General features: G+C 28.5%; 17 protein-coding genes. 16 read left to right on the top strand and 1 reads right to left on the bottom strand.

The window, feature by feature from the left end; all coding sequences use genetic code 4:
• Window positions 1-29 precede the first annotated feature (29 nt).
• The 7 genes from SCLAR_RS03480 to SCLAR_RS03455 all read left to right on the top strand — a co-directional run bounded on the left by SCLAR_RS03480 (window position 30) and on the right by SCLAR_RS03455 (window position 4710).
• Window positions 30-458: a hypothetical protein gene (locus SCLAR_RS03480; RefSeq protein ID WP_100254549.1), complete on the top strand. Its 429-nt coding sequence runs from the start codon at window positions 30-32 to the stop codon at window positions 456-458.
• Between the two features lie 164 nt (window positions 459-622).
• On the top strand, window positions 623-1174 hold the full coding sequence (locus SCLAR_RS03475; protein ID WP_100254548.1) for a hypothetical protein: 552 nt from the start codon (window positions 623-625) through the stop codon (window positions 1172-1174).
• Window positions 1158-1358: a hypothetical protein gene (locus SCLAR_RS07350; protein ID WP_416374963.1), complete on the top strand. Its 201-nt coding sequence runs from the start codon at window positions 1158-1160 to the stop codon at window positions 1356-1358. The genes SCLAR_RS03475 and SCLAR_RS07350 overlap by 17 nt, the downstream gene beginning before the upstream one ends.
• Entirely contained in the window at window positions 1297-2124 is an 828-nt protein-coding gene (locus tag SCLAR_RS03470; RefSeq protein ID WP_244900149.1) for a Holliday junction DNA helicase RuvB C-terminal domain-containing protein, read from the top strand. Before SCLAR_RS07350 ends, SCLAR_RS03470 begins: the two co-directional genes overlap by 62 nt.
• Window positions 2125-2262: 138 nt before the next feature.
• Window positions 2263-2784, top strand: a complete 522-nt coding sequence (locus tag SCLAR_RS03465) for a hypothetical protein (RefSeq protein WP_100254547.1) — start codon at window positions 2263-2265, stop codon at window positions 2782-2784.
• An 85-nt stretch (window positions 2785-2869) separates the two neighbouring features.
• Window positions 2870-3943 (top strand): hypothetical protein, encoded by a 1074-nt coding sequence (locus SCLAR_RS03460; protein WP_157795137.1) that lies wholly within the window; start codon window positions 2870-2872, stop codon window positions 3941-3943.
• On the top strand, window positions 3943-4710 hold the full coding sequence (locus tag SCLAR_RS03455; protein ID WP_100254545.1) for a hypothetical protein: 768 nt from the start codon (window positions 3943-3945) through the stop codon (window positions 4708-4710). Before SCLAR_RS03460 ends, SCLAR_RS03455 begins: the two co-directional genes overlap by 1 nt.
• A gap of 24 nt (window positions 4711-4734) precedes the next feature.
• On the opposite strand, the gene SCLAR_RS03450 is transcribed toward SCLAR_RS03455, so the two are convergent.
• Window positions 4735-5535: a hypothetical protein gene (locus tag SCLAR_RS03450; RefSeq protein ID WP_100254544.1), complete on the bottom strand. Its 801-nt coding sequence runs from the start codon at window positions 5533-5535 to the stop codon at window positions 4735-4737.
• Between the two features lie 99 nt (window positions 5536-5634).
• Here SCLAR_RS03450 and SCLAR_RS03445 point away from each other — a divergent pair, with 99 nt between their 5' ends.
• The 9 genes from SCLAR_RS03445 (at window position 5635) to SCLAR_RS03405 (ending at window position 15609) form a co-directional block, all read left to right on the top strand.
• Window positions 5635-6570: a hypothetical protein gene (locus SCLAR_RS03445; RefSeq protein WP_100254543.1), complete on the top strand. Its 936-nt coding sequence runs from the start codon at window positions 5635-5637 to the stop codon at window positions 6568-6570.
• A gap of 411 nt (window positions 6571-6981) precedes the next feature.
• Window positions 6982-8586: an amino acid permease gene (locus SCLAR_RS03440; RefSeq protein WP_100254542.1), complete on the top strand. Its 1605-nt coding sequence runs from the start codon at window positions 6982-6984 to the stop codon at window positions 8584-8586.
• Window positions 8587-8717: 131 nt separating this feature from the next.
• The gene (locus tag SCLAR_RS03435; RefSeq protein WP_100254541.1) at window positions 8718-9299 is read left to right on the top strand and encodes a YqeG family HAD IIIA-type phosphatase; all 582 of its coding nucleotides are present in this window, start codon (window positions 8718-8720) and stop codon (window positions 9297-9299) included.
• Window positions 9286-10569 carry a ribosome biogenesis GTPase YqeH gene (gene yqeH / locus SCLAR_RS03430; protein WP_100254540.1) on the top strand — a complete coding sequence of 428 codons (1284 nt, stop codon included), beginning with the start codon at window positions 9286-9288 and terminating at the stop codon, window positions 10567-10569. The genes SCLAR_RS03435 and yqeH overlap by 14 nt, the downstream gene beginning before the upstream one ends.
• A 33-nt stretch (window positions 10570-10602) precedes the next feature.
• The gene (locus SCLAR_RS03425) at window positions 10603-11571 is read left to right on the top strand and encodes an ROK family protein (RefSeq protein WP_100254539.1); all 969 of its coding nucleotides are present in this window, start codon (window positions 10603-10605) and stop codon (window positions 11569-11571) included.
• Window positions 11572-11585: 14 nt separating this feature from the next.
• A complete protein-coding gene (locus tag SCLAR_RS03420) occupies window positions 11586-11801 on the top strand; it encodes a DUF896 domain-containing protein (protein ID WP_169921843.1) in 216 nt (71 codons plus the stop codon).
• 130 nt (window positions 11802-11931) lie between these two features.
• The gene (locus SCLAR_RS03415; protein ID WP_100254538.1) at window positions 11932-13896 is read left to right on the top strand and encodes a transketolase; all 1965 of its coding nucleotides are present in this window, start codon (window positions 11932-11934) and stop codon (window positions 13894-13896) included.
• Window positions 13897-13942: 46 nt separating this feature from the next.
• Window positions 13943-14158 carry a YneF family protein gene (locus SCLAR_RS03410; protein ID WP_100255223.1) on the top strand — a complete coding sequence of 72 codons (216 nt, stop codon included), beginning with the start codon at window positions 13943-13945 and terminating at the stop codon, window positions 14156-14158.
• A 119-nt stretch (window positions 14159-14277) separates the two neighbouring features.
• Entirely contained in the window at window positions 14278-15609 is a 1332-nt protein-coding gene (locus SCLAR_RS03405) for a hypothetical protein (protein ID WP_100254537.1), read from the top strand.
• Window positions 15610-15754: the final 145 nt, after the last annotated feature.

Raw genomic sequence — 15754 nt, 5'->3', positions numbered from 1 at the left:
AATATCAATTTATAAAGGAGAGAATTTACATGGCAGTACAAAAGGCAACTAAAAAGGTTTCAACACCTATTGAAGAAAAAACATTGTCAGCAAGACCAAAGGTATTGAGTGCTAGCACAAACCGCTCATATCAAATTACTAGGGCACAAAGAACTGGAATGACAAAAAATGGGGTTTCAAATTTAGAGAGTCTACCACCAGGTGTGCAAGAATCAATTAAAAACAAAGCGAGAATCCAAAAAGTTTTAAATACAGGTGCTGAAAGTGTAGCTATTTCTGAATTACAAAGTAAGTATAACCCAGGTAAACCTCTTACAATTAAAACTGCAAGAGTTATTACTCAACAAAGAAATGAATTCTTTGCTGAAAATAGACAGAAATGGGTTAATGATCCCGAAGAACCTATTGCAAAAAAATCAAAATTAACAGCAGCTAAAAAAACTAAAACAAAAAAATAACAAATTTTATTTATACAAGGGGAACAAAAACCTTCACTCAATTTAGGGTGGGGTTTTTATTTTCAATAAATTTCTTTGTTATAAAATTATGGGCATCATAAAAAAATAAAATTTGTAGGCGAATTTTAAAAAAATCATACGATTAAATACTTGGAGGTAATAAAATGTTGTATATGATAGTAAAAATCATTGAACAAAAAGGTCATAAAATAATGATCGAAAATAATCAAATTGGATACTTGGGTTACTTTATTGGCACTAAAGACTTTGTCAATTTAGAACAAGTCCAATTATACTTAATTCGAGTAAGAAATGACTATGTGGATGAATATATTTTCTTCTCAGATTTAGCCACTCGAAACCTAAGCAAAATCTTGTTAGACATTAAAAACTTAGGTATTAAATCATTGCTCGAATTATTTGATAAGTTAAGTTACAAAGAATTAATCGCTTTATGTAAAGAAAATGAGTTGGACAAAATTTGTCAAATCACAGGCTTGAGTCTAAATATTTGTAAGGAAATTGTAGCTGTAACTAAATCAAAAGTATTTGATATTAAATATAGTAAAAAACAAATGCTGGTTATTAATTCATTGCATAAATTGGGATATAAAATTTCAGACATTTATAAAGTGTTAGCATTAACAAGTGAAAGACAAGACCCTGAAATAATCATTAAGGAGGCTTTAGTTAAGCTTAATGAAATACAATCTTAATAATGTTGAACGTCCCAGTTCATTTAAAACTTACATTGGTCAAGAAAAAATTATTGGCAATCTAAAAATTTATATCCAGTCAAGCAAACTAAGAAATACCCGTCTGGACCACATGATCTTACATGGAGGTAGTGGTCTCAGGAAAAACTTCACTGGCATACCTAATTGCTTATGAGTTAAGTAAAAAAATCTATATTCTTAATGGAACTGCCTTACAAAAACCGAGTGACATAATTTCTCCTCTAACATCAATTAAAGAAGGAGAAATCATTTTTATTGATGAGGTTCATGCAGTTTCAAAAGAAGTTTTAGAAGTTCTGTATCCTGTTTTAGAAGACAATAAGATCAATCTAATTATTGGCAAAGAGTACAATGCAAAAATTATTAATGTTAATCTGCCTCAATTTACTCTAATTGTTGCAACTACTGAAATTAACAAATTAACTGCACCCTTTATTAATCGGTTTCCAATTAATTTTATTTTTGCCAGTTATTCAATTCCTGAAATTAGTAAAATTTTAGCAATTCAAAGTCAAAAAATGAACCTGAATTTAGATGCTCAACTCTTTGAGTTTCTTGCAACTCACTGCAAAAATAATCCTAGAATTGCAGTTAATCTATTAAAAAGGGTTCATGACTTTTTAATTATTGAAAAACCAGTTTCACTGAATTTAGAGTACTTAAAGACTGTTTTAAGACGTTTAGATATTTATAAATATGGTCTTTCATCACTGGATTTAGCTTACTTAAAAATCTTAAAAGAAAATCAATCTTTGGGTCTTGAATCACTTAAACAAATTTTAAATCTGCAATATGGGTATATCCTAAATAGTATTGAACCCAACTTATTAGTTAATGGGTTAATCATCAAGACTCAAAAGGGGAGACAAATTACCGATAGGGGAGTTCTCCTCTTAGAAGAGTTTAATGATAAATCTCAAACTTACTAGTAAACTACATTAACAAATTTGGTCTCTTTGTAAATTTATCCCACTAACAAAGGCTACAATTGAGAATAACCAAAAATATCTAGTAATTCATAGCAATTAAGTGTATAATAATAAAAATATTTATAGGAGCGACATAATATGGAAAAGAAAGTTTATAATTTGAAACAATCTAGTCTAGGTAAAATTACCTTCCTAAGTGGTACCTGTTTTATTGGTATGAATTTTAGAGCAGATAATGGTGAAAAAATTAATGAAATTGTCATTATGCCTTCAATTGAAGATGGTTTAAAAGTTTTCCCAAAAATCGCTTTTAAATTAACTAACCAACACATAAGTGAACCATTAGTTTTTCATAATAAAGTTATCAATTGGTTAATTGAAAACTGACTTGAAAAAGGGATTGTTAGTTTCAAAACTGAGTTGGCTGAAAAATATGGATTTAAAGACTTTTTAAATCAAGATCCAATTGAGTGAATTAAAGCAGAACCTGAAATGGTTGGTTTAACCTTAGTCCACATTGCTTCAAGATATACAAATGGTTTTTTGAAATTACCCTCAGAACTTAATGATGTTGAAATTACTGTCAAATTTATTAAAAACATTCTTGCAGTTAATTTTTGAGAAGAAGGTAATCCCAAATCAAGTGAACCAATCAAGTAGATATAATTCGAATTATAGTTGACAAGAATTGCAATTCTTGTTTTTTTATTGTTATAATCATAGCAATAGAGGTGAAAAAATGTCAATGAAAAAATACTTAAAAGCCAACTCAGTTTTTGGTGCTTTAGCTACTGTTTTACTAGTAGTTTCATGTACTACAAATACAGGTTTAGAAGTAAAAGTTGATTTAAATGATTTTGTTGCCCTAACAAATATTTTTACATCTAAAGATGGTCAACAATTTACAATGAACTACACCTTAGAACAAATTAGTGATAAATCAAGTTCTGACCCAACAAAATTAACAACAAAAGAGACTAGTACTACTAATCAAGTAATCTTTGAAGCTGATTCAAACTACTTAGTAAATGATTGTCAAAATTTTGTTTGTGGTGACATTGAATTTGAAGGTAAAGAGTTAGGTATTGATGAGTATAATAATTTGACTGGTTTACCTTTTGACAATAACTATTATAAAAACTTAGAAAGTTCTCAATTTTCAATTGATAACTTAGCAAAGATTATGAACATAGTTCCTTTTAGTGAGTCAGAAGAAATAATTTATGATTTTTCACAAGTCAACCTAACAACCTCAACAGCTAATTTAAAATATTATTATGCTCAACTTGATGAAAGTCAAAAACTTTATTTACAATCAATCCAACCATTAGTTATAAAAAATTTGCAAAATGATAACACCATAGCTGAAACATATAACTTTTTTGATCTAAAAAATCCCTTAAATCTTGCTATGATAAGTTTCTATACAGGAAACATGCCAACTTTAGAATTAAATGCAGTTGATGAGGGTGAGGAACCTGATGTTGTTAATCTACCAGCAACTTATGCCTTAAAATTTAGTGTTTATAATGCTGATTATAATGAACTTAAAACAATTATTGATAAATTATTTTACTTTGCCAATGATCAAACTGGATTAGAATATACAGAAATCATAGTTGATCCTGAAGTAACCCCAACAACATTTGCTGATGAAAACAATGGGGAAGACGGAGAAGATGAAGAGGAACCTGAAGTTATTGAGCCAAATAAACATTTTACAGCTAAGTTTGTTAAAAATTTCTCAATTCAAAACAAATTAGTAGCAAAAGTTCACATTGAAGTGATTCCAGATCCTAGTCAAGAGGAGGCAGCATAATGAAAAAAACTTTACTTTCATTGATTGGAATAATGTTCAGTGCCCCAATTAGTTCCTTGGCTGTGGCATGTCAACCAATTGAGCAATTTCCCTCAAAAAGTGCAATTGTTACTGATGAGACTATCAATGAGTTGTTTCAAAACAATAAAATTCCCTTAGTTTATTTTGAATATTTAAGTTATATAAATGGTTTTTTTGAACACTTAGATTTTGAAGGTAGTTTATCAATCAGTAAAACCACTTCACCAATAATCAATATTAGTGATGATTGGAATATTGAAAAACAAAATTACTATAACTCACTTGCAGAAATTTATAACCCATTAGTAGTTAATGATCAAATTAACTTTACAGGTTTAACTTACATCATTGAAAATATTTTTATTGATGAATTCAACTTCTCACAAACTTCAATTATTAATGTAAATTTAAGTACCACAATGGCTGTGACAGTTATGAAAGGTTGAAAAACAGTTGGTAAATTACTTTTAACTGTGTCAAGTACTGGACCATTTGATAGTTGACAAATAAATTTATTTTTAAATGCTTGAATGAGGTCTCTTGCAAATTTGAAAATTACACCAAACCTTGATGAAGATAATTTTGAAATTGAAACTAACTCTAGTATTCCAAACTTAATTGAAGCATTTACAAACCGAAATAATCAAATTAAAGGTTTAAACTTGACAAGTGAAAATTTCAAAATTAATGAAGATGAGACTGGTTTTTCTTTTAATGGTTATGAATATCTTTTAAAAAATAAATAAAAAAAAACTTATGAAAATAAGCTTTTATTTCTCTTTGAATTTATTGTAAATCTCAGCACAGAATGATGACTTAATTAAAATAAATTCAGAGATTTCAACACCTTTATTTACTTCAACAATTTCTTCAGCACTAGAGCTGATTGTTTGTGTATTTTCAGTATCATTTAAAAATTCTGAAATAGTATTCATAAAAACATGCTCAATTGTGTGACTAATGTCTGCAACTTCTAAAATGCTTTTACTTTCATTTAAATTTTTTAATTCTTGAGAGAGTTTATTTGAAAATTTAGGAAATCTTGAACTTCATTCATTTAATTCAAAAATTTGGTTTTCCAACAACTTAATCAAAATATATTCTAAATCTTCAATATCAATTTCAGTCAAACTCGAATCAGCTCCAAGTTTATTTGTTAAATCAAGGTTAGCACTTAAGGCATTTTGAAACATAACAAGTGAATTAGAAATGTGAGACTGTAATAATATTTCAGTTAATTTATCTTTATTTTGTTGAAAATTTTCAACAGTTTTTGCTAATTCTTTATTGGTAAAAATATCTTGAAATTTTTTATGATTTAATGTATATTTATTCATAAAAATTACAATTTCACTGTAATTTTCTAATGAATCAACATTGGCTTTGATTTCAGAGACATAACTATTTAATGTCTGAACATCAAAAATTTGCATTGCCATTGCATCTGCATTTTCATTAGGAATCTCTAAAATGCTTTTCTTTAAATCTGTTAATTTATCATCAAAATTCTCTTTGAATCACTTGATTGAAACTATATCTAAAAATTCTTTTAAGTTATTGCCTGTCTTCATTGTCTAATTCCACCTTACATACTATTATAATATATCATTAAATTTTATTATAAGTTAAAAAATTGTTATAATAATGTCATTAAGTAAGGTGGACTTATAATGAAAAAGAATTCAATAAGTATAATTGGTGATGGGTTTTTTTTAATTAATGAACATCAAACCTTTAGGTTTGATCGGAAAATGGCACGAAGTGCAATTGAAAATATTCAATTTCCAATTATTGTACTAGATACTGAATTTGTTAACTACTCCCATGATACTGGGGAATTTACAAGCAAACTCTATGATAAAAAAAATAGGGATTTAGTTTATGTCATTCAATATAGTTTTGCAAAATCTTTAAAAGAAATTTCTAGTAGAAATAACAAAAAAGCAATTAAGTCAATAACCATTAAAAGAGCCTTTAATGACTCAGACTATGATTTTTATGACCAATATTCAAAAATGATTAAGAGTTTTTTAAATATGTGTCGCAATAAGGAAATAAAAACCATAGTCTGTGCTGGAGGAGTTAATGATATCAAAATCATTAACCAGTGAATTAATGAAAATAAAAAATTATTTGCTCGAAAAACCTTAAATATGGCTTTTTACAACAAAGATACCAAGGAACTAAATGCTAGTTACTTTGACATTTATCATGTTTTAGAAAACTCATTTAGTTTTTCAAACACTTGCAGTGATGGAAGTGAATTTTATAATGCCAACAATCTTCCCAAGGGAAAACAAGCAGATGATATGATTGCTTTAACTAGTAGTAAAAAATTCTTTGATTGATTTGAAGGGGTTGGAAGCAATAATATTTTAAAATCTGAAAATGAAGAAATTCATGACTTGTGTAAAAAAGCCTATAAACTCTATGCTTATCCCTTACAAAAAAAGATGAATTTTGATGAATATAAAGTTCTTAATAAAGCAATCAAACAAGTTATAGATCATTGCTACAATGATGTTTTAAGAGTTTTAGTATTTTTAGAATTTATTTATGAATTTTCTTATCTTTCTTATACTAAAAACTCATACATAAAAAAATAAACTAAATTTATATGGGATTTACAAATAGTAACTAAACAAGTACATTTACTCTTATTTGTGACAAAAAAAGTACATTTTTTTTACTTTTTTATATGTTTTTTTGATTTTTTGTATATAATAATTAAGACAAATCAAGAAGTTATTATGAAAACTATTAATTTAAAAGCAAGAAATCTTCACATTAGCAAGATTGTTGTGATTGATCGAAAACTTATGCACTAAAACACACTAGTTACCTGCTATCTATGTGTTTGGAATGTGCATTATACAACACACTCAAGAAATGTTTCATTATAATAATTTTAATAACAACTTAATATTAAAAACTATTCTTATAGGGAAACTATGTTTTTGAGTTAGCTTTTAAAATAGCAGCAAGAAAACAATAGAATAAACATAGGAGAAAAAATTATGTCACAAAGAGCAAAGACGTTAACCAAATTTGCTGTTGTCTTTATGAGTTTTGTAACCATTTTTGGTTTTAGAAATATCATTAACAATGGTTTTCAATTTGGTTTACTAGCATCAGTGCTATTCTTAATTGGGGGGGCTATTTATGCCATTCCAATGGTCTTAATTACTTCAGAATTTGGAAGTATTAAAAAATTAGAAAATCAAGAGTCAGGTTTAGGAAGCTTTTGTAATTTTGCCTTAGGGGGCAAAGGTGGGTTCTTAGCAAGTTGAGCAAGTTATTTTGGTAACTTATTCTTCTTTGCAACAATTGCTCCATTTACAGTAGTTGCTACCAGTTATTGTGTTTACGGAGCTAATGGCTTTGACAAAATAACAGAATTATTAACAAAAGAAGGTTGAGGAGATAATTCAGCAAGAATGAGTACCACAGTACTAGCTTGTTGTGCTATCTTAATCTTTTGAGCTGGAACTTACATCTCAAAACAAGGTCCAAAATGAATTGGAAAAATAACAACAATTGGAGGAATGGCTAGTATTACATTAGGATTACTATTTATCATTATTGCTTTATGTTATACTATTCCAACTGGAAAAGTAGTTGCTGGTTTTGGAAACTCAGCAGCTTGAAACCCAGTTTCAAGTGAAGATTGATGAAGTTTCTTATCAGCATTTCCATGATTGATCTTTGCATATAATGGGATTGAAACCATGTCAGCATTTATCAAAGATGTTAAAGGTGGAGCAAAATCATTCAAATTTGCTTCATTAATTGGAATGGGGGTTGTTATCTTTGTAATGGTTATTGGAGTCATTGTTTTAAGTGCTACAATCACACAAGAAAATATTAGTAGATGAGGTATAGTTAATTCATATTACTTTGTCTTTCCCCAAATTTTAGGATTAGAACTTGATTCAACTGCTGGAAAAGTTGTTATTCACATTGTTGGGTTCATCACTGCAGTTAGTGGATTTGGTTCAATGTTCTTTTGAACAGCTGGACCTGCAAAAGTTTTCTTCTCAGAAGTTCCAAGTGGAGTAATGGGAAAATACTTATCAAAAACTGATAAAAATGGTATGCCTACAAATGCCTTACTAGTACAAGCAATTGTAGTAACAGTAATTTTGTTAGCATTTGGTTTAACAACAGCAGGTCACTATAATTTTGTTAAAAATACAATTAAGCAAAATGACTTTTTTGAAAGAATCACTCAGGCCGCCACTTCACTAGCAACGGTGCAGATGTTCTTCTACTTTTTTGCCTACATTAGATTAAGATTAAAAATGGATGATGAAGAAAGATCAATTGTTTTCTTCAAAAATAAATGAATTCCAATTACAATCTCAATCATTTCACTAATACTTTTATCAATTGCCTTTTTCTTTGGAACTGTTCCAAGTCCAGTAACTTGAAAAGCCGATTGGTCTAATGCTTTAATTGATTTCTTATTAATTTTTGGAGGATTTATCTTCTTTATGGGTGTTGGTGTTTTAGTTTGATATTTAAATGTAGAAAGAAAAGCTAAGTTAAATGGTACTGATGGTTCACAAGGAACTGCAAAAATTGCCAAAACAAAACCAAAAACTGCTAAAGTTACAAAATAACTTTAATTAAGGAACACTATTTCTTTACTGAAAGGTGTTCTTTTTTTCACTTTTACAACTTATTTTATTGCAAACCAGTAATTTAAAAGCAAAAAAATGTATAATATTAGTAATAATATTGGGGGTGCCATATGTCTAAAAAGAAAAAAGGTTTTTTAATGTTGAACTACTTTAAACCTTCAATTTATTTAGAAAGCTATAAAAAAATCAACTTAGATTCATTGCGAAATAGTGGAATTAAATTAGTTATGTGTGATATGGACAACACCTTAATTGGATGAAATGAACGCATTCCCAGTCCAAATGTAATTAACTTTGTAAAATCAGTTTATGCACAAAATATGGAATTTGTTTTATTTTCAAACAATGTTCGTAGTCGAGTTGAAAACTTTGCCAAAAAAGCTGGGATTAAAAATTACTTTTGAGATTGTAAAAAACCACTATTAGGTAAAATGAAATTTGTCAGAAAACTTTTACCATATAAAGAAAGCGAAATTGTTTTAATTGGTGATCAATTAATCACAGATGTTTTAGTGGCAAATCGCAGTCACATCAAAAGTATTTTAATAACACCTTTAAGTAGGAATGATGGGGGTTCAAAGCTTGTGGGGTTTTTAGAAAACATAGTCTTTAAGCGATTGGCTCAAAAAAATATCTTACATGAAGGTTTTTATAATGAAGGAGAATTAGGAGGGAATTATGAAATTCTTTAAAAATAATAATGCAGTTAATGAAAACTTAGATGAGGACATTACCTTAGAGGAAGTTCATGGAGTTGATGCAAAAAAAATCAAACAAAATCAAAAAATAAGTTCACAAGAATTGGATCGAGGCATTGGTAATACAACCAACATTATTGGTGATGGACCCAAGAAATGTATTGGTTGCGGTAAAACTTTACAAATTGATGATGAAACTCAACCAGGTTATGTCAAAGATATTGTTCAACAAGATTATTGTTTTAGATGCTTTCGCATCAAACATTACAATCGTTTAGTTGAACAAGAAATTAATGATGATGATTTTGTGGCAATTTTAAAAGAGATTAACAAATCACTTGAAAAAATTCGCTACTACTATGTAGTTGATATTTTTGATTTACCTGGAAGCAGAGTTGAATGATTAGAACAATTAATTGCTGAAAAAGAAGTAGTTATTGTGGTTAATAAAATTGATTTAATTCCAAAATCTGTTAACAAGTTAAAAATCATCAAGTATGTTAAAAACTTTTTTGCAGACTCACCAATTAAAAATCCTAAATATATTCTTACAAGTTCAGTAAAGTTAGATTATGTTTATGCTCTTTTAAAAGAACTAAAATCAATTAGTTATGATCAATACATCATTGGAATTTCAAATGCTGGAAAATCAAGCTTAATTAATGCTTGTTTGAAAGAAAATTTACAAGTACCTTCAATTGTAACCTCAAAATATGTTAATACAACTTTGGATAAAATTAAAATTAATTTTACTGCCAAAAACTATGTTTTTGATACACCAGGTTTGGTAAAACATCATCACATTGCTACTGCTACTGCACCAAATTATTGAGATTTTTTCTTCTTTCAAAAAGAAATCAAACAAATTACCTACCAATTACACCCAATGCAATCAATTTTTTATGGGGGACTTGCTTGATTTACTTTTAAAACCTCAAACCAACTTGACCCACAAAATAATAAATTGAAGAAAACAAATTTTCATTTTTATGTTAATAAACAAATGCCTTTACATCGTACTAAAGCAGACAATGCTTATAACTACTATAAAAAAAATCGTGTGAGTTTAGTACCAAGAGTTGGAGATGTTAATCAAAAATTCACAACCATTGATTTTGAGTTTGATAAATCAGATAATGTTGATTTACATATTTCAGGATTGGGTTGAATCAATTTTAAAACTCACCCAGGGATGCAAGTTAGTGTAACTGTTCCCATTACAACAAAAGGAGTAAAGGTTATTTGTTTACCAGCAATGATCTAAAATCATTATTTGAATTAAAAAAGGAGAACTATTATGAAGCAAATTCTTGTTATTGTTATCGGAACAATTTCATCAAAAATTGCCTTAGTAAATAACTATGGGGACATTCAGTTAAAATTTTATGTAGTTCATGATTTTCAAGCAGGACTATTAAAAAACTTACGAGAAAAAGTAGTTGAAGGTTTAGAGTCAATTGGTATTGACTTTGAAAATAGTGTTGAAAAAATTGGGATTGCTGTGCAAGGATTTATTGATCATGAAATTGGGATTGTTAGAAAAAATGAAGATAATGGTTGAGAAAATTATTATTTAAAAGATATGGCCGAACAAGAATTTAAAAAATCTTGTCATGTTTTAAACAATAACAATGCCAAAGCACTAGGAGAATTTTGAGTAGGAAATGCTAAAACTATTTACTCATTAATTTTCATCTCAATTGGAGAAGAACTTGGAGGGTCAATAATTTTAGATGGAAAACTACTAACTGGAGATAGAGGTTTTGCTGGAATCAATGGACATGGTGGTGGTTTTCCAACTCGTTATGAATGTAACTGTGGTTTAAAAGGATGTTCAAACCAAATCTTGTCGTTTCCTGCCATTAAAAGAAGATTTGTGGATGACATCAATGCCCCAGATTCTCAAATTGCTATGTGGTTTGAAGAGGTTAGTGATCCAGAAGAATTAACTGTGGGAAAGATTGTTGAAATTTATTTAGAAACAGGTCGACCAAAAGCTATCAAAGCAATCTTTGATGAACTTGGTGATTGTCTAGCTGTCAAAGCAGGATCATTAATCCAAAGTCTAGATGTCGAAGCTATTATGATATCTTGTGATAATAAAGATTTATTAAAAATTTTAATGGATTCAATGACAAAAGCGCTGCCAAATTATGTTAATGAAATTTTCTTAGATGACTTAGCAATTTTAACAGATAAATTGGGTGAAGATTCAGATCTAATTGGTAGTGCAAATTTTGCAATTAATGACTGAAAACTATATTAAAAGGAGCAATATAAATGGAGCAATTAATAAAAAGAATCAATGAACTTGCAGCCAAACAAAAAGCAGGAACTTTAACTGTTGACGAACAAGCAGAACAAAAAACTTTAAGAGAAGAGTATTTAAATAAGTTTCGCGGCAATTTCCTTGGTCATTTAAAAACCATTAAAGTTGTTGATGAGCAGGGAACTGATATTACCCCAGAAAAGTTAAAAAAAGTTAAAAAAAGTTAAAAAATAAATAAGGTCAAATTAATTGAATTTTTTTCAAATTTAAAGGTAAATTTAGATTAATTCTAATTTTGACCTTTTTTTTGTGCAAATAAAATTATATAATTTATTTTGAAAGGTTAGGAATTTTAACATGAATAAAAATAACAAAAATTTAAATGCCATGAGAATTTTGGGAGTTGATGCTGTCAATCAAGCAAACTCAGGGCACCCAGGAATCATTCTTGGAGCTGCACCAATTGTTTATACACTATTTACTAGAGTAATGAACATAAACCCCCAAAATCCACAATGATTTAATCGTGATAGATTTGTCTTAAGTGCAGGACATGGGAGTGGTCTTTTATATTCTGCTTTGCATTTAGCAGGCTATGATTTACCAATTGAAGAGGTAAAAAAATTTAGACAATTAAATTCATTAACTCCTGGACACCCAGAATATGGTCACACAAAGGGTGTTGATGCTACCACAGGTCCACTAGGACAAGGATTTGCTATGGGAGTTGGTATGGCATTGGCAGAGAGTCATTTAGCAGCAAAATACAATCAAAAAGGTAAAGAACTAATTGATCACTATACTTATGTTTTATGTGGGGATGGAGATTTACAAGAAGGTGTTTGTCAAGAAGCAATGTCTTTTGCAGGAAGGTATCAATTAAATAAATTAATTGTTTTACATGATTCAAATGACATCCAATTGGATGCACCTGTAGCAGTAGCTCAAGCTGAAAATATGCAAGAAAAATTTATAGCAGCTAATTGAGATGTGCAAATTGTTTATAATGGTGAAGATGTTGATGCTATTGAAAAAGCTATTGAAAAAGCTAAAAAATCAAAAAAACCATCTTACATTGAAGTTAAAACAGTAATTGGAATTGGAGCAACAAATGAGGGAACTCAAAAAGTTCATGGAGCTCCACTAGGTAATGATATTGATACAGTTAAAAAATACTTTAACTGATCTGCTGCTCCCTTTGAAATTAGTGCAGATATTTATGAATTTTACAAAAAAACTGTGCTAATTAGAGGACAAGAAGCTAATGAAAAATGAGACAAATTATTTGCTGAATACCAAAAAAACAATGCCCAACAAATGGCACAATTAACTGCAGCAATTAACAAGGACTGAAATGTTAATCTTGATGAATTGTTGAAATTAAACACTAATGCTGAACAAGCAACCAGAGTATCATCAGGAAGTGTTATTAACTACTTAAACAAAACTGTTAGTGGTTTTATTGGTGGAAGTGCAGACTTAACTGAATCTACTAAAGCCAAAGGTGCTGATGGAAATTATGACATTGAAAATAAAACTGGGCGAAACATTATGTATGGTGTAAGAGAATTTGCAATGGGGTCAATTAATAATGGAATTGCTTTACACCAAGGTTTACTACCATTTGCTTCTGGTTTCTTTGTTTTTGCAGATTATATGAAACCAGCAATTAGATTAAGTTCAATCATGGGATTACAAGCATTGTACATTTTTACACATGACTCAATTGCAGTAGGAGAAGATGGGCCAACCCACCAACCAATTGAACAGTTGGCAATGTTAAGAAGTATGCCAAATATCAATGTTTTTAGACCTTGTGATATGCAAGAAACAATTGCCAGTTATTGAACTGCTTTAAATGATAAGAATAAACCAAGTGTAATTGTGGCAACACGTCAAAATTTAAAAGAGTTAACTCACCAAGATTTGATTGACAATGCAAAAAAAGGTGGTTATTTAATCAGTAAAGAAGTTGGAGCAAATATTACACTATTAGCAGCTGGAAGTGAAGTTGCTGTGGCTCTTGATGTTAAAGAAAAATTAAAAGCTCAAGGACACAAAGTGAATGTAGTTTCAATGCTAAATATGAATGAATTTATGAAACAAGATCAAAGTTACATAGATACAGTGGTTGATAAAAAAACTCAAAGATTTTCAATTGAGCTTGGGTCAACTTTTGGATGACATCGTTTCTTAGGAGACAGTGGTCATGCCTTTGGAATTGATACTTATGGTTACTCTGCTCCATTTGGAGATGTAATTAAACACATTAAATTTACAGCTGATGAAATTTCTAATAAAATCATTAAATTACTTAAGTAAAAGTGTGTTATGATAACATAGATTATCAAAAGGAGAGATTATTATGATGACATGATGAGGGGTTCTTTTAATTGGAATTGCTTGCCTAATTGTTGGGGGAATTATTGGTTTTATTATTACTAGAAAAATAATTCAAAAACAATTAAAAGACAATCCACCAATTAATGAAAATCAAATCAGAGCAATGTATAGAAGTATGGGGAGAAAACCCAGTGAAGCAGACATCAAAAAAACTATGAATGCTGTAAAAAGAGGTAAATAACCTCTTTTTATTTTGCCTGATAAAATCTTTCACTTATTATTTTTAAAAGTTTCTTACTAAAAATAATTTATAATAAAAAGGTATGTAATTTAATAAAACTTTGAGATTAGGGTGAATTTATGAAAAATGGAGTTGAGATATTAAGCAAAAAAAGTTTAAATAAAAATTTAAACTGCATTTTAATCATCTTTTTAATTGCTTTACTCCAATTGTTTATCTTAATTTTTAGAACTAAGTTGATTGGAAACCTTATTGACCAAAATAGCATTAAATGAGACATTCTAAGTCAATGAAACAAGGTAGAAATTTTGACTGAACCATTAAATGAGGGAATTGTTTTAGTATTATTTTCAATGATTTGTCTTAGTTTAAATCAAAAGAAATCAGAAAGCACTTATAAAATTGGGTTTTGATTTACTTTTTTTTGTTATTCTTTGATAGCACTAATCTTAACTTTTAGTATTAAAGATTATTTAGGTTTTTTCTTTACCAAAATTGCTTCAGAAGAACCAATCTATTTTGAATTAATGATCTGGAATAAAGTAATTACTGCAGTTTTAATTTTAAATCTAGCTCTTCTAGTTGCCACCAAAAGTTATAAAGCAATTTATTGAAACTTATTATTGAGAATAGTTCTTATTATTGCTCTGGACTTAGTTTTTATTAATGTTAAAATTGAAAATCAAACCTATGCTGGACTTGGGTTAAGTTTATTTTTATCATCTTTAATTTGTTTATCAATAAGTTTTATCTTTGTAATTTTAAATCTAACTGATAAAAATATCTTTAAAATTGAAAAAATTAAATTCAACAAAACTGCTCTTAAAAATATGACAATGGTTTTTATTGAGTCATGCTTGAGAAATATGTTTTTTTTATTTTTAATATCATATTACATCTCAATGTTTAGTCAGACCACAACCTTATGAATTATAAATACCATCTTTTGAAATCTAATCTTGATTCCAACAGTTAATTTTTATAAATTTGAAAAATACTATCAAACTAATCATGGTTTAATTAAAAGAAAATTTGTTATGTTGAGTCTTGTACCCATTTTTTATTTTTTGCTTTTAACATTAATAATGCTTTTTGCAGGCAACCAAATAATCAATTGATTTACTTGACCCGATCAGCATTTCACAAAAAAAGCAATGTCTTTTTTTGTGATACTAAGTGGTTTTTACTTTTCTCAGATTTTAAATGAACTCATTGGAGGAATTACAAAAATTGGAGATTTCAAAAAATTAGCTCTGCTAAGAAGTTTAATCATGGTGCTAATTCTTTATGTTCCTGGTTTAATTTTAGCCTCACTAGGTTTAATGAAAACAAATTTATCTCTTGTAATCATAATTTTTGGTTGTAATTTTTTAGCAGCATTATTCATAAATTGTTGTTATCTTATTTATTATAATAAGAAACTATGGCTGACTACAAAACAAATAGGTTAAACAATACTGTTAGAAACTAAATTTATTTAGTTTTTGATGACACTAAGAGATAATATCGCTTCCTAATTCAGAAAAATAATTATTTTTTTTAAAAAAAATAATTATTTTTTACATTTTATATGTATAATTGTAAGGGTTTGAGAAA

It is taken from the genome of Spiroplasma clarkii (assembly GCF_002795265.1).
GTDB lineage: Bacteria > Bacillota_I > Bacilli_A > Mycoplasmatales > Mycoplasmataceae > Spiroplasma_A > Spiroplasma_A clarkii.
This window is presented reverse-complemented; position numbering and strand designations above follow the sequence as displayed.